General features: G+C 69.2%; 18 protein-coding genes and 3 pseudogenes. 7 read left to right on the forward strand and 14 right to left on the reverse strand.

Annotated features, from left to right (window positions below; all coding sequences use genetic code 11):
- Positions 1-238: 238 nt before the first annotated feature.
- Positions 239-1,813, reverse strand: coding sequence for a serine hydrolase domain-containing protein (locus tag OP79_RS41130; RefSeq protein WP_078492342.1), 1,575 nt, complete (start codon positions 1,811-1,813; stop codon positions 239-241).
- Between the two features lie 110 nt (positions 1,814-1,923).
- Here OP79_RS41130 and OP79_RS41135 point away from each other — a divergent pair, with 110 nt between their 5' ends.
- Positions 1,924-3,144 carry a sensor histidine kinase gene (locus OP79_RS41135; RefSeq protein WP_033328146.1) on the forward strand — a complete coding sequence of 407 codons (1,221 nt, stop codon included), beginning with the start codon at positions 1,924-1,926 and terminating at the stop codon, positions 3,142-3,144.
- Positions 3,135-3,782: a response regulator gene (locus tag OP79_RS41140; RefSeq protein WP_033328148.1), complete on the forward strand. Its 648-nt coding sequence runs from the start codon at positions 3,135-3,137 to the stop codon at positions 3,780-3,782. The genes OP79_RS41135 and OP79_RS41140 overlap by 10 nt, the downstream gene beginning before the upstream one ends.
- 281 nt (positions 3,783-4,063) lie before the next feature.
- On the opposite strand, the pseudogene OP79_RS57490 reads toward OP79_RS41140, so the two are convergent.
- A pseudogene (locus OP79_RS57490) lies at positions 4,064-4,213 on the reverse strand (ADP-ribosylglycohydrolase family protein); the annotation flags it as partial.
- A 215-nt stretch (positions 4,214-4,428) separates the two neighbouring features.
- Here OP79_RS57490 and OP79_RS41145 point away from each other — a divergent pair.
- Both OP79_RS41145 and OP79_RS41150 read left to right on the forward strand, forming a co-directional pair.
- The gene (locus OP79_RS41145) at positions 4,429-5,838 is read left to right on the forward strand and encodes an FG-GAP-like repeat-containing protein (protein WP_033328150.1); all 1,410 of its coding nucleotides are present in this window, start codon (positions 4,429-4,431) and stop codon (positions 5,836-5,838) included.
- A gap of 110 nt (positions 5,839-5,948) precedes the next feature.
- A pseudogene (locus tag OP79_RS41150) lies at positions 5,949-6,185 on the forward strand (ATP-binding protein); the annotation flags it as partial.
- Between the two features lie 201 nt (positions 6,186-6,386).
- Here the strand turns inward: OP79_RS41150 and OP79_RS52735 are convergent.
- The 6 genes from OP79_RS52735 to OP79_RS41185 all read right to left on the reverse strand — a co-directional run bounded on the left by OP79_RS52735 (position 6,387) and on the right by OP79_RS41185 (position 11,834).
- Positions 6,387-7,261, reverse strand: a protein-coding gene (locus tag OP79_RS52735; RefSeq protein ID WP_425428676.1) for an IS5 family transposase whose coding sequence is annotated in 2 segments (ribosomal slippage) — positions 6,387-6,910 and positions 6,910-7,261 — 876 coding nt in all. Because the reading frame shifts where the segments join, the coding sequence is not laid out codon by codon here.
- A gap of 380 nt (positions 7,262-7,641) precedes the next feature.
- On the reverse strand, positions 7,642-8,601 hold the full coding sequence (gene tgmB / locus OP79_RS41165; RefSeq protein ID WP_033328158.1) for an ATP-grasp ribosomal peptide maturase: 960 nt from the start codon (positions 8,599-8,601) through the stop codon (positions 7,642-7,644).
- A gap of 15 nt (positions 8,602-8,616) precedes the next feature.
- Positions 8,617-8,808 carry a putative ATP-grasp-modified RiPP gene (tgmA, locus tag OP79_RS41170; protein WP_033328160.1) on the reverse strand — a complete coding sequence of 64 codons (192 nt, stop codon included), beginning with the start codon at positions 8,806-8,808 and terminating at the stop codon, positions 8,617-8,619.
- A 496-nt stretch (positions 8,809-9,304) separates the two neighbouring features.
- Positions 9,305-10,135: a hypothetical protein gene (locus OP79_RS41175; protein ID WP_033328162.1), complete on the reverse strand. Its 831-nt coding sequence runs from the start codon at positions 10,133-10,135 to the stop codon at positions 9,305-9,307.
- Positions 10,136-10,225: 90 nt separating this feature from the next.
- Positions 10,226-10,858: an RNA polymerase sigma factor gene (locus OP79_RS41180; protein ID WP_033328164.1), complete on the reverse strand. Its 633-nt coding sequence runs from the start codon at positions 10,856-10,858 to the stop codon at positions 10,226-10,228.
- A 562-nt stretch (positions 10,859-11,420) separates the two neighbouring features.
- Positions 11,421-11,834, reverse strand: a complete 414-nt coding sequence (locus OP79_RS41185; protein ID WP_078492341.1) for a hypothetical protein — start codon at positions 11,832-11,834, stop codon at positions 11,421-11,423.
- 170 nt (positions 11,835-12,004) lie between these two features.
- Here OP79_RS41185 and OP79_RS41190 point away from each other — a divergent pair, with 170 nt between their 5' ends.
- Both OP79_RS41190 and OP79_RS51130 read left to right on the forward strand, forming a co-directional pair.
- Positions 12,005-12,499 carry a DUF1877 family protein gene (locus tag OP79_RS41190; RefSeq protein WP_033328168.1) on the forward strand — a complete coding sequence of 165 codons (495 nt, stop codon included), beginning with the start codon at positions 12,005-12,007 and terminating at the stop codon, positions 12,497-12,499.
- Between the two features lie 260 nt (positions 12,500-12,759).
- On the forward strand, positions 12,760-13,392 hold the full coding sequence (locus tag OP79_RS51130) for an FMN-binding protein (RefSeq protein WP_211270962.1): 633 nt from the start codon (positions 12,760-12,762) through the stop codon (positions 13,390-13,392).
- Positions 13,393-13,957: 565 nt separating this feature from the next.
- Here OP79_RS51130 and OP79_RS50000 read toward each other — a convergent pair.
- The 4 genes and pseudogenes from OP79_RS50000 to OP79_RS41220 form a co-directional block, all read right to left on the reverse strand.
- Positions 13,958-14,715: pseudogene (locus OP79_RS50000) on the reverse strand (lyase family protein); the annotation flags it as partial.
- A gap of 252 nt (positions 14,716-14,967) precedes the next feature.
- Positions 14,968-15,945: an NAD(P)H-dependent flavin oxidoreductase gene (locus OP79_RS41210; protein WP_033328172.1), complete on the reverse strand. Its 978-nt coding sequence runs from the start codon at positions 15,943-15,945 to the stop codon at positions 14,968-14,970.
- 209 nt (positions 15,946-16,154) lie between these two features.
- On the reverse strand, positions 16,155-16,679 hold the full coding sequence (locus OP79_RS41215; RefSeq protein WP_051745415.1) for an NAD(P)/FAD-dependent oxidoreductase: 525 nt from the start codon (positions 16,677-16,679) through the stop codon (positions 16,155-16,157).
- 667 nt (positions 16,680-17,346) lie between these two features.
- A complete protein-coding gene (locus tag OP79_RS41220; RefSeq protein ID WP_033328174.1) occupies positions 17,347-18,315 on the reverse strand; it encodes an AraC-like ligand-binding domain-containing protein in 969 nt (322 codons plus the stop codon).
- Positions 18,316-18,967: 652 nt separating this feature from the next.
- Here OP79_RS41220 and OP79_RS41225 point away from each other — a divergent pair.
- A complete protein-coding gene (locus OP79_RS41225) occupies positions 18,968-19,384 on the forward strand; it encodes a DUF4333 domain-containing protein (RefSeq protein ID WP_051745417.1) in 417 nt (138 codons plus the stop codon).
- Between the two features lie 266 nt (positions 19,385-19,650).
- Here OP79_RS41225 and OP79_RS41230 read toward each other — a convergent pair whose 3' ends face one another.
- Both OP79_RS41230 and OP79_RS41240 read right to left on the reverse strand, forming a co-directional pair.
- A complete protein-coding gene (locus OP79_RS41230) occupies positions 19,651-21,153 on the reverse strand; it encodes an NCS1 family nucleobase:cation symporter-1 (protein WP_342669580.1) in 1,503 nt (500 codons plus the stop codon).
- A gap of 257 nt (positions 21,154-21,410) precedes the next feature.
- Positions 21,411-24,071 carry an RICIN domain-containing protein gene (locus tag OP79_RS41240; protein ID WP_033328180.1) on the reverse strand — a complete coding sequence of 887 codons (2,661 nt, stop codon included), beginning with the start codon at positions 24,069-24,071 and terminating at the stop codon, positions 21,411-21,413.
- Positions 24,072-24,105 lie beyond the last annotated feature (34 nt).

The raw sequence follows: 24,105 nt of genomic DNA on the forward strand, positions 1-24,105 counted from the left end.
ACTTCGGGACGTACGGCGACACCGTGGCGCGGGTCCGTGACGTCGTCCGTACGTTCTCCTGACTCCGGGGAGCCCGCCGTGCCCTGCCTGAAGACCAACGTCCAGTGGGAGTACACCTCCCACTGAGCCGGCCCCGGTTCCGTGGAGTCTCCGGCCTGCCCCGACTCCATCCCCCCGGGGCACATCACCCTTTTTGTCATCTGCCCGTCGGCATACGCGTCGTGGTGGAGATCCGGCGTCAAGCGGGGCGGAGGGCCTGAGGCTCGTCCCGAGTACCGAGTGGTGCGTCACCTTCATTGCCTCCGGCTCCATGCCGGGCCCGTCGGCGGTAACGGACCAGAGCGAGGGCCCGGGCGGTGATGACCGCGGTGGAGGCAAGGCCACCGGCCGCTGCGCATACGACAAGGGCCGGCCAGGCATAGGTGGTCTGCGTCAGGGTTCCGGAGCGGTTCATCAACAAGCCGAGCAGCGAGGCGAGTTGGGTGAGGAAGAGGATGGGGAGGGCTTGGGGCAGCAACCGCAGGACCGTTCGCCACCATGGTCGCCGTGCGGTGTGCCGCGCCCATCGACGTGCACGCAGGACACCGCGGATGCCAAGGCCCGTCGCCAGCAGGGTCAGCGCCGCCAGGACCCAGTCGGCCGTCATCGAGAAGGGCTCTGCCACCTCGGGGCTCTTGCCCCGCGCGAGGTCGACGAGGCCCTGCGAGAGCTGAGCGGCGTCGTCTCCGGAGATCAGGCCGGTATTGGTGACGACCGCGATGCCGATCCTGCTGTCGGGCAGCAGGGTGGCCATGGAATTGTGGGTCAGGAGTTGGCCCGTGTGCTGGATCTGCTCGGGCCCGTCACTCTGCCGGTTCCGCCACCAGCCCATCCCGTAGTCCGTGTCCTTCGGCGCTTCCGGTGGGGTGTGCGTGAGCTCGATGGTGCGTGCCGTGGCGATACGGCGACCGTCGGAGGACACGCCCTGGTTGTTCTGGGCGATCAGCCATTGGGAGAGGTCGTCCGCGGTGGTGACGACACCATGGCCGCCGGCGGTGAACCAGCGGGGGTGGGGACGGGAAAACGTCGTGCCGTAGGCGCGAACGTAGCCGCGGGCCCGGTCGGGCATCTCGGTGGTCGTGTCGACGGATGCGGTGTGCGTCATGCGCAGCGGCTCGAAGAGCTTGGCGGACAGGTAGTCGGCGAAGGGCTGTCCGCTGACCACCTCGACCAGGCGGGCCGCGACGAAGTAGTTGGGATTGTGATAGCGGTGCCGGGTGCCCGGCGCGGTGGCGAGGTGCGCCTCGCGCATCGCGGCGACGGCCTCCTTGAGGGTGTGCGGTTGGGTGCGGGTCAGATCCGGGTAGGCGGAGTCGGCCATACCGGAGGTCTGGGTCAGGACCTGCCGGACGGTGATCTCCTGGGCGCGCCGGTCGGCCATGGTGAACTCGGGCAGGTAGCGGTGCACAGGCTGGTCCAGGTCGACCTTGCCCGCCTCGACCAGTTGCATGACGGCGAGTGCGGTCATGGACTTCGACAGTGACGCCACGGGCAGGCGGGTCCGCTCCGTCACGGCCTGCCCGGACGCGGTGTGCCCGTACCCCGCAGTGTGGACGACCTGGGCGCCCTTGGTCACGGCGACCACCGCGCCCGGCAGGCGGGTCTGCTCCAGGTAGTCGCGTACGAATCGGTCGATCGAGGCCGGATCCAAGGTGGCGGTGGACTGCGCGGCCGAGGGGGCCGGTACGGCGGTCGCCGCGATCGCGATACCGAGCGCGGCCACCACGGTGCCGAGTCGGCGACGCGTACCGGCAAAGACGGTGAACAGCTTCATGGAACCCAGTGCACCGGTCCGTCCCCCGTCGGCGCACTGGCGCACACGCGAGTCCAGGGGGTAGTGCATGCACTACTGCTTCAAGATCTCCGGCTCGCTAGAGTCGGAAGGTGCGACATCGGACCGCCTGGCAGGCGCTCGGCCAGAACCCGCTGAAGGTGCTCGGCTCCAGCTGGCCCTGGCGGTCCTTCGCGTACCTGCTGTCCGGTGTCGTCTTCGGCACCGTCACCAGCGTCGTCCTCGTGGTCGCGCTCGTCGCGGGAGTCGTCTCGCTGGTGGTGTTGGTCGGGGCGCTGATCCTGCTCGGTGTGGCACTGTCCGGCATCGCCGTCACCCGATTCGAGCGGTGGCGCCTGCGTCTGGTGGACCTGGACCCGGTGCCGGACCCGCACCGGGCTCCCGAACGCGCGGGAATCGTCGGATGGGTGCGAACCCGGCTGCGGGAGCCGGCGACCTGGCGCGAGCTGGGCTTCACCGTGGTGTCGGCGACCGCGCTGTGGTGGATGGACTTCATCGTCCTGGGCTTCGCCCTGGTCGTCCCCGTGCTGGTGATCATGTCGCCCCTCGATGATCCCGGCGCCTGGCCGCTGGTGATCGTCGGCCTCTGCCTGTTCGCCGCCTCGCCGTACACCATCACCGCCTGGGCGGGCGCCAGGGCCGCGGTCACGCGACTCATGCTGGCGCCGCGCGACAGCGAACTGGGCCGCGAGCTCACCGACGTACGGGCCTCCAGGGCGCGGCTGGTCGACGCCTTCGACGCGGAGCGGCGGCGGATCGAGCGGGACCTGCACGACGGGGCGCAGCAGCGGCTGGTCTCCCTCAACGTGATGCTCGGACTGGCCGTCCTCGACACCGAGCCGGACTCGCCGCTGGCCGGACAGCTCGCCAAGGCACAGGAGCAGGTCACGCTCGCCGTCGACGAGTTGCGCCAGCTCAGCCGCGGCGTCCACCCGAAGGCTCTCACCGACCACGGCCTGGCCGCTGCGGTCGAGAACCTGGCGGGGCGCTCCGCCCTGCCCGTCACGGTCGACATCCGCCTGCCACGTCGTCTGCCGCTCTCCGTGGAGACCACGGCGTACTTCGTGATCGCCGAGGCCCTGACCAACGCCGTCAAGCACAGCAAGGCGACCCGAGTCGAGGTGCACGCTCGCCTGCACACCGACCTGCTGGCTCTGTCCGTCAGCGACGACGGCGTCGGCGGTGCCGCACCGGACGCGGGCACCGGCCTCATCGGCCTGGCCGACCGCGTCGCCGCGGCGGACGGCAGACTCCGTATCTCCAGCCCGCCGGGCGGGCCCACCCTGCTGCATGTGGAGCTGCCGTGCCGCTGACCGTCGTACTCGCCGAGGACTCCCCGCTGATGCGGGACGGCCTCGTCGGAGTGCTCACCCGCTTCGGCCACCAGGTGATCGCCGCTGTCGGCGACGCGGACGCCCTGATCGCCGCCGTTCGGGAACACCGTCCCGACATCGTCGTCACCGACGTGCGCATGCCACCGGACAACACCGACGACGGCCTGCGCGCCGCCGTCGCCCTGCGCCAAGAGCGCCCCAGCCTGCCGATCCTGGTGCTCAGCCAGTACATCGAGCAGTCCTACGCCGCCCACCTGCTCGACCTGGGCAGCGACACCGGGGTCGGCTACCTCCTCAAGGATCGTGTCAGCGCCGTCAGCGAGTTCGTCGATGCGGTCGCCCAGGTCGCCGCAGGCGCGACGGTCGTGGATCCCGAGGTTGTCCGCCAACTCCTCAACCGCCGCCGCGATCCCCTGCAACGCCTCACCCCGCGAGAGCGCGAGGTCCTCGCCCTGATGGCCGAGGGGCGCACCAACACCGCCATCGCTCGCGAGCTGTACGTCACCGAAGCGGCGGTCAACAAACACGTCAGCAACATCCTTCAGAAACTCGAGCTCCACCTCGACGGCCAGGCACACCGCCGCGTCCTCGCCGTCCTCACCTACCTCCGCGCATGACCGGCGATGGGCTGCCGCGTACCCCGACCACTAGGGCGTGTGTCGAAAGTGGATCTTGGAGTGGCTCGGCATCTGGGGCGAGCGTGTCCGCTTCGCAAGATCGGCAGCGGTCGGTGGGCAGGTGCTGGTAGTAGTCGGCCATGGCAGGAGATCTGTGGACGCCGGTGGTTTCGATGGTCGGTGTGGCTGTGGGCGGTGCGCTGACGTATCTGACCCAGCGCACAACGCAGCCGCCACATGGCGCAGCCGGAGCAGACGATGGGACAGGCGCTGGAACCGCAGTGCGTCTCGCGGATCTCCGCCAGCGAGAGCCCGTCGAGGGGCGCGCCGAGGGCGTCACCGACGGCCGCGCCCAGCAGCGTTCCGCGCACCCGGCTGCGGAAGTCCTGCTGCTCGGCGCGGCCCCAGACGGCACCGGCTGTCGCGTCCACTCAGGCCCTCCTCACAGCACCCGCTGTCCGCGTCCCTTCGGGCCCTCCTCACGGCACAACCGTCCGCCCGACAGTCCAGCACTGTAATCGAACGGGAACGGTCGGTCGTGGGCTGTTATCAGCCACCTGCACCACAACCTTTTCGCCCGGCCGACGGTCTACGTGAGGTCGAACATGAACGGCCGTCGTACCCAGAACCAACACCAGGAGATCCCGTGTCCTCTCGCCCACGCCGTCGTTCCGTGGCGGGATGTGCCGCCCTCGCCGCACTGCTGACCGCCCCGGTGGCCCTGTCCGCTCCGGCCTCCGCCGCAGGTACGACCGCGACGACGCCGGTGGTCGACTTCAACGGCGACGGGTTCGCCGACCTCGCGATCAGCGCGCCGCGCGCCACGGTGTCCGGAGTCACGGATGCGGGGTACATCTCGGTCGTGTACGGCTCCTTGGCGGGCGCCGACAGCGCGCATCCGCAGCTGCTCACCCGAGCCACCGAGGGCGTGCCCGCGGACGTCCTGGAGGGCGACCGGTTCGGCAGCTGGACGGCGGCCCGCGACCTCGACGATGACGGCTACACCGACCTCGTGGTCGGCGGCTACCACAACCCCGTGGTCCTGTGGGGCTCCGCCCAGGGCCTGAGCGGCGGCGCCGCGCTCGCTGGCACGACCTACCAGGTGGGCGGGGGCGACATCAACGGCGACGGCCACGCCGACCTCGTGGCCAACGTCGGCGGCGCGCTGGAGGTCCGCTTCGGCCCCTTCAGCCGCGCCGGGCTGCCCGCCTCGACCGACACGCTCGCCTTCGACGATGAGGACGGCCCGCAGGGCTTCACGGTCGGCGACATCACCGGTGACGGCAAGGACGACGTCGTCACCCAGCACGGCTTCGAGGAGATGCAGTACAAGTCCCGGATGTGGAAGGGAACTTCGACGGGTCTGAGCACGACCTTCCAGTCCACCGGCTACTACACGGTCGGCGGGGTGATCGCCGACGTGAACAAGGACGGCTACGGCGACTTCATCGCCCGGCAGGTCGACCAGGTCTCCGAGACGATGGAGTACGACAAGGGCGACATCCGTGTCGTCTACGGCTCCTCGTCCGGCTTCTCCACCCGTACCGCGAAGATCAACCAGGACACCGCGGGCGTCCCCGGCGTGGGCGAGGCCGGCAACATCGACGCCAACTACGGCGACCAGTTCGGCTATGCGCTCGCCGCGGGCGACGTGACCGGCGACGGCTACCCGGACATCGCGGTCGGCGTCCCCGGCGAGGGCATCGGCTCGATCCGCGAGGCGGGCTCCGTGGTTCTGCTCAAGGGCGGCTCCGCCGGCCTCACCGGCACCGGTGCGCAGGCCTTCAACCAGTCCACGTCCGGTGTCCCCGGCGTCTCCGAGACCCACGACAACTTCGGCCGTACGGTCCTCCTGGCGGACGTCAACGCCAACAACCGCGCGGACCTCTCCGTGGCCGCCCCCTGGGAAGACGGCACGTACGTGGACTCGGGCGCCGTCTGGGTCATGCGCGGTTCGAAGTACGGCCTGACGACCACCAACATCACGTCGTTCTCCCCGAGTTCGCTGGGCGCACCGCAGAAGGGGGCACGGTTCGGAACGGAGCTGGCGCGCTGAGGCGGCGTCCTCCGGGGGGCGGCCGGGCCGCGGGCGGCCGCCGGGTACCGGCTCCTCGTACGCCGCGATCGGCAGTGGAGAACGGGCGTCGGGCGCGCCCGGGTCACTGGTCCGGCGACTGGGTCCGCAAAGGACTGCCGCTGTGTCTGATCGGCGACAGCGGCACCGGCAAGTCGCATCTGCTGATCGCGTTGGGCACCGAGGCCGCGGTGGCCGGCTTCCGGGTCAAGTACGTCCTGGCCACCAAACTCGTCAACGAGCTCGTCGAGGCCGCCGACGAAAAGCTGCTGACCAAGACGATCGCCCGGTACGGCCGTGTCGATCTCTTGTGCATCGATGAGCTGGGCTGTGCGCCACGAGGCGCTGATGGATCTCGTGGAAGGAGGAGTCCGCCGCCGGTTCTCGCAGGGACCGGTTGAAGCTGGAGGCAGGCTGGGCCCCGGGTTGGGGGTGAGGCCGGAAGCAGCCTCGACAACGTAGGGACGGACCGGCACCACCAGACGGTTCGTGCCCGCAAGCGAAGACGGAATGGGTGCAAGGAAACTAGGTCACAGCCACTCGTTGATGGCCGCTATGAGGACGGTCGCCTCGTAGCGGACCGCGAGCTTGTCGTACCTCGTGGCCACGGCGCGGTGCCTTTTGAGGCGGTTGATGCCGCACTCGACCGCATGCCGAGCCTTGTAGTCCTCCGGGTCGAACTTCGGCGGACGGCCGCCGCGGGAACCGAGTCTCTTGCGGTTGCGGGCCTGGTCGGCCTTGTCCGGGATGGTGCAGCGGATGCCACGTCTGCGCAGGTAGACACGGTTCTTCCGGGACGCGTACGCCTTGTCGGCGCGCACCCGCCTCGGCCGGGTGCGCGGTCTGCCGGACCCAGGCCGGGGCACCCTGATGCGGCCCAGGACGACCTCGAACTGCGGGGAGTCCCCGCGCTGCCCGGCGGTGATCACGATAGACATGGGCTTCTGCCCCTGCTCGACGGCCAGGTGCAGCTTGGTGGTCAGACCGCCGCGCGAGCGCCCGAGGCCGTGGTCGTCGGGCTCGACGGCGACACCGCCGGGCGGCTCCTTCTGAAGGTCCCCCTTTTCCGCGCTCCGGCGGCGTGCTGGTGGGCCCGGCAGACGGTGGAGTCGACGTTGATGTCCCAGGTGATCAGGTCCTTCGCATCGGCCCGGGCCTGGAGTTCGGCGAAGACGCGCTGCCAGGTGCCGTTGCGCTGCCAGCGGCGGAACAGGTCGTACGCCCGGCCCCACGGCCCGTACTCCTCGGGCAAGTCCCGCCACGGGATGCCGGTACGGACCCGGAACCGTATGCCGTCGATCAGCTGCCGCCGGGTCCATACCGGTGGCCGGCCGGGCTTCTTGCCCTTCGGCAACAGCAGCTCCAGCACGGCCCACTGCTCGTCCGACAGATCTCCACGCGCCACGAATCAAGATCATCGCACGCCCAAGATCCACTTTCGACACACGCCCTAGGAGACGGGGCAACGAAAAACAAAGCCCCAGGTCGCTGACCTGGGGCTTCAAGAAGAGCGGGTGACGAGAATCGAACTCGCGCTCTCAGCTTGGGAAGCGACAGCGCTCGCGCGGCCACGTGGCTGCTGACCTGCGCAGATGCCGTCATGTTGGTGTGATGGGCAGGGCTGGTCGCACCGCTGTTGACCGTGGCTGTCCGCACTTACGGGCACGGGTAGGGCACGGCCTCGGCCTATGCCGTTCTACAGCGCCTTCATGAGTGAGGAGAAGCGCACTGGACTCCGACCACGCCCGGCAGCGTGAGATGGCCGCCGCTTGCCGGGTGGCTGTCTCACCAGGGGTGGCTCTCGTGAACGCGGCGACCCGCCTTGCGCTGTGCCAGCCACAGAGCGACCGATTCCGAGATCGGCTGCCCGGTCTCCAGTTCGACGAAGCCGAACTGGCCGCTCTGGTTGCACTCGAGGAACCACCAGTAACCCTCCTCATCTTCAGCGAAGTCGAAGGCGGCGTAAGCCAGTCCAGCCATGGCGACGTACTCGTGCACCGACTTGCCGACGCGTTCGGGCACCGAAACCGCCTCCCAGGTGTGCTCGGTGTCGCCGTAGCGCCCGTCGACCTGGTCCGGCTCGGCCGTCTTCCGTGCGGCGAACAGCCGAGTGCTGACACAGGTCAGACGAATGTCGGCACGTTTGGGTATGTACCGCTGCAGCAGCGCAGGACCGGCCGCGACGCCTGAGAAGTCCGAGTCGGGTCCGATCAGGGTGGTGGGCAGGGCCAGCTTGGGGTCACCGGGCGGCGGCCCCGAGGCGGACTTCACCACCACGTCCCGGTGCTCCTCGGCGAACTGCTGTGCCAGGCGTGGGGAGGTGGTGATGACAGTCGGTGGTACGGCGAAGCCGCTGAGATGAGCGACCCTCAACTGCCATGGCTTCAGGCGGGCTTGATCGGCGTTGCGCGGATGGTTCATCCATCGGATAGAGGCGGAGTAGAGCATTCCGAACAACGCCTGACGGGTCTCGGCGGTCAACCACGCCGAGGGGTGTGCCGCGTGCGCGGCCGGTTCGCCGGGCCTGCGCACCCATACGGACCGCAGGCCTCCCATGGTGAGCACATGTCCGTTCACCGACAGGTGGCCCTCGAAGTCGCCATGGGCGTAATGCGCGGACAACACCGCCTTGCCCGGCAGATCGGCAGGGTCCAGCCGCATCACGGGAACCCCCGCCTCGTGCAGCTTGGCCACCACCATGTCGGCGGTGACGTCCTCCTCGGACGTGAGGATCAGTACGGTCATTCGGTTACGGATTCGTCAGTCGTCGAAGTGCGTCTGGGAACCGGCGGTGGACGTCGTCGTACCGGCCGCCAGAAGGAGGTCCGGGTCGGTGACGGCCGGGCGGCCGTCGGGAAGCACGTTCAGTTGAAGCGACTCGTCGAAGCGGTATGGCGTCACCACGGTCGCAAGCGGCCTGGGGAAGGCGTAGTTGAGGGTGAACGGTCGCACTCGAAACCTCCAAGTTCGCACGCTGCCTGCGTGCAGTCTCTCGCGCGTTCCTTGCGCAAGAATCCATCACTTCTGCCACATCCGGGGAAGGTCCTCACATGGCCATCGCCTCACCAGCCTCTTCTGCATTACTGACACCACTAATGCTTAATTTCCCCATCACTTACACATCGAAAGAGGCGCTGCAAACGTCACAGGGGCGTGCCTACGGCTACTGGCTCATGGGAGGCACGACGCCTCGGATCGGTTCGCCTCGCTGTGCGCGAGTGATGCCGTACGTCCTGCGGGAGGACGCACTCTCTACGTACGCGGCCACGGACTGCTCTGCTTGAAGAGCGAGGACGGCCGTGCATTTCCGATCTCGTCGGCCATGCTCGTTCCCGGTCCGAGTCCGGGCCCGAAACAGTCGGCCCGGACCATGACGCGGGCACCACGAAGCACGAACGAGACCGTGACGCCCCCGATCGTCGAGCGGCTCGGCCGGTGGGCGCAGAGGTTACCCGTGGTTCCCGCCGCTTGCCCGGCCGTTGCCGGCCGCATCGTCGGCGCCGCCGGGGTCGTTGCCGGGATTGCCGTTGCTCGACGTGCCGGTGTTTCCCGACGTGCCGGTGTTCCCCGACGTGCCGGTGTTCCCCGCCGTCCCCGTGCCGGGGTCTGCGGCACCCGCGCTGGATTTGCCCCTGTCGACGGACCTGCTCGGCGTGGCTGTCGCCCGCGCCAGCTGCTCGGCGCAGTACGCGGCGACCTTGCTTTCGCCGCCTGCCGCCGCGACGAGCCGCTGCCATGCCGTCGCGTCGAGCGTCTTGCCGCGGTCCTTGACCTGTTCGTAGGCGCGGCACTGGGCCTCGGTGTCCTGGGCGGAGGACGGGCCGTCGCTCGGTCCGGGGCCGCTGGAGGATGCCGGCGAGGTCTCACCGCCCGGCCGGGCCGGGGCGGCCACCGAGGGGTGCGGGGTCTTCTGGCCGGTACCGTCCGCGGACGAGCCGGCAGAACCGATGGCCGCGACGGCGACACCGCCCAGGGTGAGGCTGGTGAACACAGCGGCGAACGTCGTCTTCACACGGCGCCCGGCACGTCGCTCCGCGAGCAGCCGCCAGTCGTCCCGGCGCCGGGTACGCGCTCGGTGCGCCCCCGCGCCGTGGGCGGCCCGGAAGGCGGCCACGGCCCGCTGCTCCGCTTCGGGGTCGAGATCGCTTGCGAGCACGGCGGCGGCGAGCGCCGTCTGCAGCGCGGCGTCGTCACGCAGGTCCCACGAGCCGGGAACGGCGTCGCCGGGGCGCACACGTCGACGGCCTGTGACTCCGTCGCCGCTCAGCCGATCACCCATGTCCGTTTTCCGTTCTCGCCCGTCCTGTTGGACACATCCGGCGTGTCGGGTTCTGATGCCTGTCTGCCCGTCCACTGACGCCGTCGTGACTCATGTCGACTCCCCCAGCGTCCGGGAAGCTTCATCCGTCACACCCTCTCCCGCCTCCCTCCCGACGCCCAACTGGTGGGCGAGGCGTTTCAGGCCCCGGTACGTGGCGGTGCGCACCGCGCCGGGACGCTTGCCGAGGACGCGCGCGGCGGCGGGGCCGTCCAGGCCGACGACAACGCGCAGGAGGATGGCCTCGGCCTGGTCCTGCGGCAGCCCGCGGACCAGTTCCAGGGCCCGCTCGGTGGAGAGGGACTCCAGCGCCTGTTCATGGGTGCTGTGTGGGCCCGGCAGGTCCAGTACGTCCTGTTCGATCGACCCCGGCCGGGGCCGCACGCGCTGACGGCGCAGATGGTCCAGTGCCCGGTGCCGGGCTATGGTCGCCGTCCAGCCGCGGAAACCTGCCCCGTCCCCTTTGAACCGTCCGAGGTCACGGGCGATCTCCAGCCAGGCGTCGGACGCCACGTCCTCCGCGTCTACGCCGACGAATCCGCGCAGATAGCCGAGCAGGCCCGGCTGCACGATCCGGTAGGCGACCGCGAACGCGGTGTCGTCCCCGTCCTGGGCCCGCGCGACGGCCGCGCCCAATTCCTCGTCGTGGGCCTGTGCGTAGCGGGGTTGCCGTTCCTGGCCCAAGACCGTCCTCGTTCGCACCGGGTTCATTGCGAGTCCGTGCCGTCCGACGCGCCCGTGCGCTTCGACGGCCCCATGGTGATCAGCGTGCGTGCACACAGAAGTGTCACAACGCATCAGGCGCCCTTCACGTCGTTTCCGGGTCCCTGTCGCACAGCCGGCGAAGGCGCGTGACCATCGACCGCTCCAAGAGACGGGCCGTATACGGACGTTGAGCCGACGCGTACGCCGGGAGCCCGACGGCGTGACGTTTCATCAACATCGGCGGGTCCGGGGTTCGGACGCCAGTGCGCGACCGGCACCGTCCTGCCCGGGTGACGTTTCGCGCCGACCGTGCGCTGTGTGAGTGCCGAGTCCGCGCTGGACAGGCCGACGGCGACCGCCCGACCGGACGTCGACGACGCAAACCACTCCCCGAACCCCTCTCCGTGCCGCCCCTGACTCCCCCCGGGGGAGCGGCACGGAGAGGGAAGGGGGCGGCCGGGCCTCCGCCCACTGCACGGAGGCCCGGCCGCCCCACACCCGTCGGACCGAACAGCGGGCGGGTGGGCGCGGATCACGGACTTCACCGGGCCCGCGGATCCAGGGCTTCGCGTGCGCCGGTCGTCGCGTCGCGGCACAGCAGGCGCAGCGAGCCGTGCCCGGCGAGGCAGCGGCGGGCCTCGTCGATGGGGTTCCACGGTCGTCCGTCGCCGGTGTGGATCCAGTGGCCGCCGTCCGCCGCCCACCACTCCCCGCCCGCCTGGCGGATGATCACCTCACCCGCGTACGCCCCGAAGCCGCGCAGCACGCTCTCCACCGCGGCGTAGGGCGTTGCCTCCCGCCGCAACTCGTCGATCATCCGGTCGACGTGCCAGAGGCTCGTCGCCGAGTAGTCGAGGCGCAATCGCGCCCCCTCCCGGATCGTCGAAACCGTGTCCGCCGCCCACCGCACGGGCTTGGCCGCGGCTTGGGGTCTCGATTCCTGCTTGGTAGTCACATACGGAGAAGCGAGGCCCGCAGCCGATTCGTCACCCGGTTCCCCCGGATTCCGGCAATTGGTACAGAATCGCCTTCCACCTCATTGCGCGACGGCCGGGGGAGCTCCCCCGGAACAGGCGTCCGCCGGGCCGGAGTGACACTCCGGAGCCCCTGTGCGCTCCTTCTGTGATGAGCACCTACTTCCATCTGCGAGCTGTGCCGTCCGCGGCACTGCGTAACAGCGCGACCTGGCTGGAACGACTGTTCGGGGACGACCGGGATACCGTCCGGCGCCGCGTCGACCGACGTCGCGAGGAGGTGCTGGACAAGCATTATCTGGATCAGGAGCTGCTCTACGCCGCCGATCCCCCGCATTGCGCGGGGGATCGGCCCCAGGCCCAAGTGGTGCTCGGCGGTCGGCCGGTGTTCCACCCCGACCCCTGCAAGCCGCCGTTCCTGATGCTGACGGCGGGCCGGGCGCGCCGGGTGGCCGGGTTCCTGACGATGGCGGACTTCGACGCGCTGTGGGGTTTCGCCCGGGACGAACTGCTCCCGCGCTATGGCGGCGTGACAGCGGAGCCCGACACGCGGGACTTTTTCGCGGCGGCGCACCGGGACCTGACGGAGTTCTACGCGCAGACGGCCGAGTGCGGAGACGCGGTGGTGAAGTGGCTGCCGACCTGAGGCACGCGGCCCGGAAGCCGGAGAGCGCCGCCCTCTGGCGGAAGCCTCTGCGCATCAACTGGCTGAGGAGCCAAGCCTGTCCAGCGCCAGGGTGAAGCACGCGGGACGGTCTCCGACCGGCCGGTCAGCCCTTCTCCTCGATGCTCACCGGCCGGTCGTTCCTCAGCTCGGCGAAGAGTTTCTTCGCCTTCGCCGCGTCCCACTTCACCGCGCTGCCCTTGGACCGTGACACTTCGCACGCCCGATGCGCTGGGACTCCCATGAGGAAGAAGCACCCGTTCCGCCATGCGCTGCTGGCCACCGTCGGCACCGTCTCCGGCATAGTGCTGCTGCTGGTGCTCAAACCGACCACGGACCCGGCGCTGGGGAGGGCCGGCACCCCCACGCCCGCGCTCACGGCGGACGCCACCGCGTTCCCTTCCTCGTCGGTGTCCTCGCAGTCCCCGTCCGCGTCGCCCTCACCGCCGAAGACGTCCGAGAAGGGGCCGTCCGAGAAGGGGCGAACTCCGTCCACTTCTTCCTCCAGGAGCGCGGCACCGCCGCACCCGGTGTCGTCCGCCCCCGCGAAGACCAGCAGCGCCCCCTCCGCCCCGAAGACCACCTCGGCCGCGCCCACCACCCGTACCGTCACCGGGGCCACGGCCCAGACGAAGTACGGTCCGGTCCAGGTACGGATCACCCTCACCGGCAGCAGGATCACCGGGGCGACCGCCGTCCGCTCTCCCGACGGGACGCCGCGGAGCAAGGACATCTCCTCCACAGCCATCCCCGAGCTCAATCAGGAGACGCTGGAGGCGCAGAGCGCGGACATCGACACGGTGTCCGGCGCCACGTACACCAGCGCGGGCTACGAACAGTCCTTGCAGAGCGCGCTGGACCGGGCCGGTGTCTGAATCCTTGAGATCAGGCCCATGCCCACCAGTGCCCGAGGTCCCCGGCACGCTTCGTGCTGAACCTGTCGAGCTCGGTGTACCGCTGCGGATGGCGCGAGTTGGGGATCTCCGCGCAGAGCATGGCGAGCGGTTGCTCGAAGCCGGGGTACGGCGGGGGCCGGGAGGCGCCTCCGGCTCCTCGGGGGTGCTGTCCTTCCAGAGCGCCTGCAGCGTGTCGGCGGTGTTCCAGCCCGGGTGGACCGTATAGAGGCCGCCGCGGACCTCGCTGACGGTCTTCGCGTAGGTCCACGCCCCCTGGGGCCGCCTGACCGTCGGCGTCGTCTTCATCGATGAAGACGAGTCGTCGCAGCTCCAGGTCACCATCCTTGAGAGCGGTGTGCCCGACAGGCTGACGGTTGGTGCTCCGGTCATTTCTGGCGGCGGCCGTGGGAGAGCGTGTTCAACCGGAGTCCCGCCAGCACCTGGAGAGCTATGCCGAGCCCGGCCCCGATGGGCTGACAGTGTTCTTCAGGGAACGGCAGGTGAGAGCTTCCCTGTTGGCGGTGATGCCTGGGACACAGCGGGTGGCGAGGGTGTCGCAGGCGAGTTCGGCGTAGCGGGGATGGCCGTTGATGCCGGTGCCGATCGCGGTACCGCCGAGGTTGGACTCCAGTAGCAGGGCGGCGGCCTCGGTGAGGCGTCGGCGGTCTTCCTCGATCATGACGGTGTAGGTGGTGAACTCCTGGCCCAGTGTCATGGGGACGGCGTCCTGGAGCTGGGTGCGGCCCATCTTCAGGACGCCGCCGAACTCCGTCGCCTTCTCGGTGAAGGCCGTGGCCAGCGCCCCCAGGGAGCCATCGAGCCGGTGCAGCGTGGTGACCAGGGCGAGACATACGGCGGTGGGGTAGACGTCGTTGGTGCTCTGGCCGAGGTTGACGTGGTCCAGGGGTGGATCACGTCGTAGAAGCCGCAGGGGTGGCCCAGGATCTCCAGGGCCCGGTTGGCGATGACCTCGTTGGCGTTCATGTTCGTCGAGGTGCCTGCCCCGCCCTGGACGGGATCAACGACGAACTGCTCGTGCAGCCGTCCTGAGCCGATCTCCTCGCACGCGCTGATGATCGCTGCGGCGATGTCCGAAGGCAGCAGGCCGAGGTCGCGGTTGGCCTGCGCGGCGGCCTGTTCGACCGCGGCCGGTGCGGCGATCAGGTCGGGGAACTGGGCGATGGTCGACCCGGTGATCGCGAAGTTCTCCACAGCCCGCACGGTGTGCACGCCGCAGTAGGCGTCGGCGGGGATCTCCTTGTCTCCCGCCAGGTCGTGCTCGATGCGCGTGGCCTGTGCCATCTGACACTCCTCGCCACTGCCAGCGACCGTAAGCCGGGATGCCGACGCGGGACCCCTTGACAGGCCACCGCCTCCGGCCCCAGTCTTACCGGCCAACACGCAGAACGCAATATATTGCATATGGCAGGAGGTCTCATGGACACCGCGCACCCCCACCCCACCAGCACAGACACCCCACCAACCCGGCCCGCAGGGTTCTGGCGGCGATGTCTCTGGATGCCGATCGGCATCCAGAGGAGGGGCGGCCGAAACTCAGTGCGATGTACTGCGGGTGCATATGTCGGCGGTCCGGCGAAGAACCGTCTCCGCGTCATCGACGATCCTCCGTACGATCTCGGCCGCCGGAAGGATGTCGTGGACGAGCGCCGCGGACTGACCGGTGAACGGCAGGAACTCGTGCCCTCGTCCGTTCAGCACGGCCTCCACGATGCGGGGGCCGGCTTCGGTCGGTTGCACTCGCTCGGGATGCGCTTCGGCGTCCTCGAGGAAGGGCGTACGCAGCGACCGGGGAAAGGCATAGCCACCGGGCCGTGAGAAGTGCGGCATGAACCTGTCGCTGTGCTCCAGCTTGATCGTGTCGCGTGCCTCAGCGGCGACGATGCGGTTCTTCCACTCCTCGGCGATGTTCATCTCCATCGACGCGAGCAGACGCGTACCGACGGCCACGCCCTGGGCGCCCAGTGCAAGCGCCGCTGCCAGCCCCCGTCCGTCCGCGATGCCGCCCGCGGCGACGACCGGGATCCCCTCCGCGATGTCCGCGACCTGTGGAACCAGCACCATGGTGGCCACCTCACCGCCCTGGCCGCCTGCCTCGCCTCCCTGGGCGACGATGACGTCCACGCCCGCGCGCACGGCCTGTTCGGCCTGCCGGACGTCCATGACCTGCTGGATCCACAGGATGCCCGCGTCGTGGGCGCGTTTGACCAGATCGTCTGGAACCCCGAGGTGGAAGGAGACTGCGGCAGGGCGCTCGTCGAGCGTCGCCTGGAATGCCTCCTCGTTCAGGGGGCGCATGGTGTGGTTGACGGCGAACGGGCGGTCGGTCAGCTCCCGCATCCGGGCCCACTGGCGCCGCAGGTCGGCGACCGGGCGCAACGCCGTGCCCAGGCTGCCGAGGGCTCCCGCCCCGCACACGGCCGCGGCGAGATCGACTTGTTCGTACGGCCCGTACGGTGCGCCGATGACGGGCACCTCGATACCGAGTACGTCGCACAGCCGCGTCCGCAGCATCGTTGCCTCCTCCCGGCACGGTGGGTCGAGCGGAATGAAGCCGTCCCGACTCATCCTGCATCGCTGACGGGTTCGGCGCACGGTGGGGCACGAACTGTGGCTCCAGCGCCCGTGACCGTCACGCGACTCGGTCGCGGAGCGTCTGTGCAGGAGCCGAGAAGTGAGAACCGGGCGCTCGTTTCGTGGTTCGGTGTGGACATGGAACTCGGTCAAGAGCCGTGGGCAGGAGCTGAGCCGGCTCGCTCGTGCGTTCCCGCCGATTGCCGGGCGGGAGTGATCGAGGACTCTCCTCGCAACCGCAGCAACCGCGACCCGGCGAAGGCCCGGACCGCCACCTTGAAGTTGAGCAGCACCGACGGGTCGTCTGCCCGCATCGCGAACATCGCGACCCGACGGGCGATGTCGGGGTTGGTGACGGCTGCCGCGCGGACCGCCCGCTGGAGCAGGGCGGGTGGTTTGGCCAGGGCTTCTTGTCGGCCCAGTGCGTCGTACTTGTCGATGAAGTGGCGCGCCCGGCGGTAGGAGCGCAGGGCGCGCTGCAGGTTCCCGCCGGCTGCCAGAGTCTCGGCGGTCGCGTCGGCCAGCCATGCGGCGCTGCGGAATGTCCATCCGCATCCGACGGCTGAAACGGAGTCGGATGCGGTTGCGGCATCGCCGATCAGGGCGAGCCCGGGCCGCGGTGTGGGATCCCGGCGAATGCACGGATAGTCGGTGGTACCGATGAGGTTCGACACCCGTCGTGCGCCGACGAGTGAGGGTCCGTCCGGTAACGGGGGCTCGGCACGGCGAAGTCCCGTCCGTGACCGACCGGTACCTGTTCTGCGAGGCGACAGGCCCCCGGCCGGTGATCGGGGCGAACATGCCCCAACTCGGTGAGGAGGTCTCAACTGGGTCTTCGGCGTCCTGCTGCTGTTCCTGGGCGTGTTCACCGGTTTCACCGGCTACTGCTCCCGCGTCGAGGGAAAAGCAGGCTGAGGGCTCGCATGCGTGAACGCTCGCAGTGGGCACCACGAAATCCCAGGCGAGCGGCCTGCTTTGGCAACTAGGAGCGGTGACCGCGTGCATTCGTCGAGTGCTCGTGCCCTCCGCGTGCCCCATCTTCGCGGGTTTGGCGAGCGGGACTCGCTGAGAAGTCCCGGCAATGGATAAACCTCAGGCCACTGACCTGGGGTTTCATCATGGAGCGGGTGACGAGAATCGAACTCGCGCTCTCAGCTCGGGAAGCTAAGGGCATCTGGGGTCGGCTCCGGGTCTGGCCTGCGGCGGAGAGGTGTCGGCGCCTGGTGGGCGGTCGACTGGTTCCCCGCAGGATCTGGCACGGCCGAATTCTCGGCTGGGAGACGTGTGCGCCGTGAAGCCCCGCCGTCCCGGGGACTTCAGGCGATCGACGTGCCGGCCGGTTCAGGCGGAGGGGCGGGGACGGTTCTGGTCGCGCCAAGCCCGGGGCGAGACGCCGTAGGCCTGTCTGAACACTTTGCTGAAGTGGGTCGCGTCCACGAATCCCCAACTCCGGCCTATCGCCGCGATGGTCCGCAGCCGGCCGTTCGGGCCGGCCAGCTCTCGTCTGCATTCCGCCAGCCGGTGTGAACGTATCCAGTCGCCAAGACTGATATCCGAACGGGCCAGCACCGTGTAGAGGTGGCGGACCGAGATGCCGTGCACGGCGGCGATCCTCGCGGCCGACAGGTCGGCATCAGCCAAGTGCGCTCGGATGTACTGAGTGATCCGCAGGTTGAGCGTTGCCTCCATCGGCGCTCTGGCCAGGCTGGAGTTTCCGAGCTGGGACGCCACGACGGCGCGAATGAGTTCGATGCTGGGCTCCACGATTGCGTCGGCGTGCAGGCCTCGGCGCAGTTCTTCGCTGACGGCCAGTTGGGAAAAGTACGTGGAGGCGAGGCTCGCGACGGGGTTGTCGGAGCCGAGGGGGACTGCGGCAATGTCTCGTAGCGATCGCTCAGGGAGCGCGAGTGCCGCGCGGGGGAAACGCAAGAAGTGGTGGGCGACGCCCTCGTTGAAGTCAAGGGTGTAGGGGGCGGTTGTCTCGTAGAGGGCGAAGTCGCCGGGTCTCAGTAGGGACTGGCGATCGTTCTGAGTCACCAGGCTGGTGCCCGTCAGCTGAAGGCCGAGGAAGACGGCCGGCTCCTCATCTTCCCTGGCCAGCCGCTCCGTCCGTTGCACGGTCAGTGCGGTCGCCCGCGCCGAGCAGATCCTGATGGGCCCGACGGTGCCGAGCCCGATATGAACCGAGAGGTCCTTGGGCGGGAGATGGTGATCGATATCGACCGGCACGACGGATTCCCATACCGCATGCCGGATCGTCTCCTCCCGGTCTCGCGGTGGTACGAGCGCAGTGTCCAGGACCGGGCTCATGGGGCAGGCCTTCGTCTGAATCGGCCATGGGGCCGACGTGGTGACGCGTCGTTCCGTGCCCTCACAAGCCCTCCTCGACGCGATCCAGTCGCGAAGATCAGCATGGCAGGCCGCCGTCTCGCCGTGCAACGGCATCGAGGTCGCCCCCAGGGCAGCCATCTGGCACGACGTCAGCTCACCTGCGCCCTCACCGGCCCCGGGGCGGACGCGTGGCCGGTTGCGGTGTGTACCGCCGCGCCGGGTTGTGTCGACGGCCCTCGACAGGCAGCCGATGTCGATGGAGCGCTGCTGACAAAGTTTCCCGCACGCGTGACACATTTCGGGCCCGGCCATCGTCCTATGGTTTGGCCGAAAAGCGGTGGCCTGTTGTGCCGCCGACGCGGAGACCGAACGGTAATGGGCCGCGTTTGAAGCCGGAAGGTGGATCGTCGTGGACGAACTGGTGCTGCGCGCGCGGCAGTTCGCCGACTTCTTACGCGATCCAGTATGAGCTGGGCATGGCGACGGCACCGCCAACCGCTCATACGCAGAACCGATTCGGTCGATTGCGTCTTCCTGTTCTTTTCTCATCACTCACAAATAGAGGGAAATAATGCGGCACACGGGGCGTAAAAAGAGGATTGCGGCTGCGGCTGCGCTGGGCGCACTGACGGTGCTTCTCGCCACTGGATGCTCCCTGAGCATCGGCAACGCGGAGAAGAAGAAGAATGAGGCGACGGCCAGCGAGGAAGCAGCCCCTGTCGAGGAGGAACCGGCCGAGGAGCAGCCGACGGCCGAGGAGCAGCCGGTCGGCGACGACCCCGCAAAGCCCGAGAACACGGGCGTCAGCGAGGAGGGGGCCGTCCACAAGGCCCGAGTCGCGCTGACGATCTCCGACAAGGTCGCCGCGGACACCGGCAAGCGTCCCAAAATGGTCACTTGTGCCGAGCACCTCCCGGCCCGGGTCGGCGCCACGATCCGCTGCCAGATCACTACCAGCAGCGACACCCGCGGTGTCATCGTCACTGCCACCGCCGTCAACGGCAACCGGGTCAGTTACAACCTCAAGGTCGACAACACCGTCGGGTAAACACAGAGCCCGCGCGACCCGTTCGGGAAACGGAAGGCCCAGGTCGGAGATCCGGTCCTTTCGCAGCGGCCGGGCGGAATTGCGTGGCTGCCGACGGTACCCCCCTCCGTAACCACCTTCTGCCCATCACCTTCGTCGTAGAGCCCGGTTCCGATTCGTGGCCTTCTCCGTGCTCAGGACGGCGGACCCGCCCGACAAAACAGGGCGCCTGGCAGGCATCAGCCCAGATCAGGCGCCCTGCTCGGGTTGTTGGAAGAACCCGGCTCCTATGCCTTTGTCGCCTCTGGCGCTTCCGTTTCCGCCGTCCTCGCGTTGAGCGGGCTCCTGCCCCCGCTCAACGCGAAGTAGAGCACCCCGGCCACGGCGACGCCGATGAACCAGGAGTACGGACCCAGATTCGTCCCGTATCCGGACGGCCCGTAGACGGGAAGGATGCTGGAGAAGACGGAGCCCACCGCGGCGGCCGCGAACGCCCGGATGTTCCAGCCGCCCTGGAAGCGGAACTCCCCGTGCTCCTGGTACAGCGCGGGCACGTTCAGTTGTGCCTTCCTGATGAGGTAGTAGTCGACGACGATCACGCCGAAGAGAGGGCCCATCGTCGAGCCGATGGCGTTGACGAAGCTGGGAGCGTTGTCCCAGGGGTGAAGCGGGTAGAGCAGCAGCGCGATGACGGCGGCGATGAGGCCGCCCCGCCGGAAGGTCACGTACTTCGGGGCCACGTTGGCGAAGTCGAAGGCGGGGCTGACGAAGTTGGCGACGACGTTGATGCCCAGGGTCGCCACGGCGAAGGTCAGGGAGGCGAGCAGGACGAGGAACGCGCTGTCGAACTTCGCGGAGATGACGGCCGGTTCGAGGATGACCTCCCCGTACACCTTGCTGGCGGCGGCCGTGGTGATGGCCGCGACGAGGGAGAAGAGGATCAGGTTGACGGGCAGGCCCCAGATGTTGCCCTTCTTCAGGGCCTTCTCGTCGGGGGTGAAGCGTGCGAAGTCGCCGAAGTTGAGGAACAGGGCCGCGAAGTAGGTGACCCAGGTGGCGGCTATCGCGGCGATCGCGGCGAGTGAGCCGGGGCTGACGTCGAGTCCGGTGGCGCTCTTGGCGAGTGTGGCCAGGTCGCCGCTCGGCATGTCGACGGAGAAGGACAGTACCCCCGCCTCCACGGACAGCGCGATCGCCAGGATCAGCATCATCAGCCAGACCGCCGGCCCGGCAAAGTCCTGGAAACGGCGGACCGTTTCCATCCCCTTGCTGATGATGAGCAGTTGGGCGGCCCAGACGCCGAGGTAGCACAGCACTTCGAGGCCGCTGTGGTCGAAGAGCCGGGTGGTCTCGTGCAGGTCCTTGGGACCGTCGTAGCGGACGAGGAAGGCGACGACGGCGCCGGCGGCGCTGGTCTGGGCGCCGTACCAGAAGGTGGCGACCACGGCCCGTACGAGAGCCGGGACGTTGGCGCCGAAGGTGCCGAACGAGGCGCGGGCGAGGACCGGGTAGGGGACACCGGTCCTGACGCCCGCCTTGCCGATGAGGGTCATCAGCCAGTAGATGATCAGCGAGCCCACACCGACGCCGATGAGGAACTTGAAGGTGTTGCCCGCGACGAGGAACAGACTGGCGGCCAGGAAGTAGCCGTACAGACTGTGCACGTCCGAGGTCCAGACGTTGAAGATGCTGAAGGCGCCCCACTTGCGCTCGGTGGCGGGAGCGAGGCGGCCTGCGCCCTCGCCCTCACACCGTGGGCCGCCCAGGCGCAGACCGAGACGAAGGCCCAGGCGGAGACGCCCTGGAAGCTCGCGTTACCGCTTTCCGAGGTGGCTTCGAGTGACTTCATGGATGTCGACGCGAGGAGCAGGACCGACGCTTGGGCGGTCGGCCGGAAGACGGACGACTCCTTCTCGGCGGCCCCGCTGGCCAAGCACTGGGACGGTAGGCGGTCGTCCGCGGTCCATCGCAATCGGTTGAGATACGGCTTCTCAGCCAGGGCGGGGCCGCAGGCCGTTGTGCCTGCGGCCCCGCTCGGGCGGTGGGGTCAGGACGGGTCGCCGTACTGGAGGCCGCGTCCGTTGGTGCCGACATAGACGCGCCCGAAGGTGTCGGGGTCGCCGGTGACGACGCCGACACCGCCGATGCTGCCCCACTGGTGGGCGTCGTCGTTGACGCGGAGCCAGGTGGCGCCCTTGTCGGTGGAGCGGAAGACGCCGGTGACGTCCTTGACGGTACCGATCAGGTACAGGGCCTGGTAGGAGGCGCCCGGCGCGGCCTTGCCGAAGCCGAGGGCGGAGGCGGACTGCACCGCCCCGAGCGTGGTGAAGGTGCGGCCGCCGTCGGTGGAGTGCAGCAGCCCCTTGCCACCGTCGGCGATCCACAGGTCCCCGGCGATGCCGGGGACGGCCGTGAGTCGGCCGGCGGGCAGGTTGGTGGCGCGGGCGGTGAAGCTTGCACCCCCGTCGGTGCTGGCGTAGAGCGTGCCGCCGGACAGTGAGTAGAAGGTCTGGGCCGAGGAGCGGTCGGCGACGACCACGGCGCCGTTGCCCAGGCCGCTGACCTTCGACCAGCTCGCCCCCTTGTCGGTCGAGCGGTACGGGGCCTGACCCTCCTCGGTCCAGACGATGGCGGAGCCGTCCGCCGCGAGCGCGACCTGGCCGCTGTCGGCACTGCCCACCGGCTCAGCCTTGAAGCCGCTCCAGCTGCTGCCGCCGTCGGTGGAGTAGGCGCCGTCCTGATCGCCGCCACGGCCGACGCGGACCATCACCGACGGGTTGGACTGGGCGAAATCGATGTCGGTGCTGGTGATCATCATCGGGTTCTTCAGCCGCCCGGCGGGCACCTCGGTCAGGGAGCTGGAGGAGCCGTAGCGGAAACCGCCCAGGTCACCCATGGAGGAGATGACGGTGGCCCCGCCGGGCGGGGCGACCGCGTCCAGCACCGCGGTCTCCTCCAGCCCTCGGGCCCCCACGATCCAGTGGCTGGTGCCGCCGCTGTCAGTGGCGTTGGCGTCCTTGCTGCGCCAGATGCCGCTGCCGGTGCCGTACAGCACGTGCCCGGAGTTGAAGGGATCGATGGCCAGGGCGGTCATCCAGTGCCCGGTGCCGGTACCGACGTAAGGAGCGCCGGAGTCGTCCCGCTCCGACTTCGAGGCCAGTGCCTGCCAGGTCGTGCCGCCGTCGGTGGTGCGGTAGATCTCGTCCTCGGGCCACCAGCGGTCGAGGGTGGTGACCATCACCGTGGACGGCTTCTGCGGGTCGACGGCCAGACCGGAGAACCCGTAACTGCCCTGGGACGGCGAGACGTTCTTCCACGCCCCGCCGGTCGGCGTGTACTTCCACACCGAGCCCGCGGTCACGCCGTTGGGTCCGACGACGTTGGTGTACGTCAGGTACAGCGAGCCGTCACCGGAGAGCACGCCGTGCTGCGGCATCTGGCCGGTGGGCTGCCCGGAGACGGCCTGCCATGTGCTGCCGCCGTCGGTGGAGCGGTACAGGGAGGTGGACTTGTCGGCGACGCCGGCATAGACCGTCTTGCTTCCGGCCGGGCCGTACGTCACGAAGGAGATGCCCGCGCCGCTGCTCGCCCCGTCCTTGACGGGGAACGAGGAGACCTGACTCCATGTCACGCCGTGGTCGGTGCTGCGCCACAGGCCGTTCTTGCGGGTGCCAAGGAGCAGGGTGCCGTTCTCTGCGGGATTGATCACCAGCCGTTCGCCCGCCCCGCGGCCGTCCTCGTTGGCGCCCAGCTTGAAGGGCAGATCGGTGCGCTGGAAGGTGCGGCCACGGTCCGTGGAGCGCAGGATCGCGCCGTTGCCCGCCCAGCTGTTGGTGTAGGTGCCCGCCCCGAGGTAGAGCCGGTCGGGGTCGACGGGGTCGGTGGCCACCGAATCGATGCCCAGCAGGTTCCAGTCCTTCTCGCCGGCCCAGTCGGTCAGCGGGATCCACTGCTCGGCCGCGACGTCCCAGCGGTAGGCGCCGCCCATGTCGGTGCGCGCGTACAGCAGGCCCTTCTCCCGAGGGTTGAACACCAGCCCGGTGACGTAACCGCCGCCTACCACCTGAGTGTTGTTCCACACATACGGTCCGGCCGTGGCCGTGGTCTGCGCGGTGCCGGTCCCGGCCGTCTGGGTCTCGGCCGTTTTCACCAGCTTCCACTGCTGGTTGGTGCTGCCCTTGCCGGGATACTGGATGACTGCCGCGCCGTCGGCCGTGGAGCCTCCGGAGACGTCCAGGACCTGGCCGCTCCTGCGGGAGGTGAAGGTGACGGCGCCGGAACCGCTCACCTCGTCGATCCGCCACTCCTGGGAGGTGGAGGAGCTGTCGGTCTGCTGCTCAGCGGCAGCTGCCTGGGCGGTCGAATCGCCCGCTATGCCCAGCACTTTGCCGCTGTTGCGGTTCACCAGCTCGTAGTGGCCGTCCCCGGTGGGTCTCAGCTTCCACTGTTGGTTGGCGGTGTTCTGGTCGGTCCACTGCTGGATGCGGGTGCGGTCGGCGGTGGAGAAGGCGTTGACGTCCATCGCCTTGCCGCTGCGTACGGAAACCAGCCGGTAGTAGGCATCGCCGTCGACCGTCGCGGCCTGCGAATCCTCCTGCGAGAACAGGAGATACGGCACGACGATGGCGGGCACGCCGAGCAGCAGACCGGTCGCGGTCCAGCGACGGCGGTGACGCCCGCGGCGCCCACCGTTCGTGGGGTTCTCCATGGGGAGGTGTTCTCCTTGCACGCTGTTCACCAGG

The sequence above is a fragment of the Streptomyces yerevanensis genome (genome assembly GCF_000716805.1).
Lineage (GTDB): Bacteria > Actinomycetota > Actinomycetes > Streptomycetales > Streptomycetaceae > Streptomyces > Streptomyces flaveus.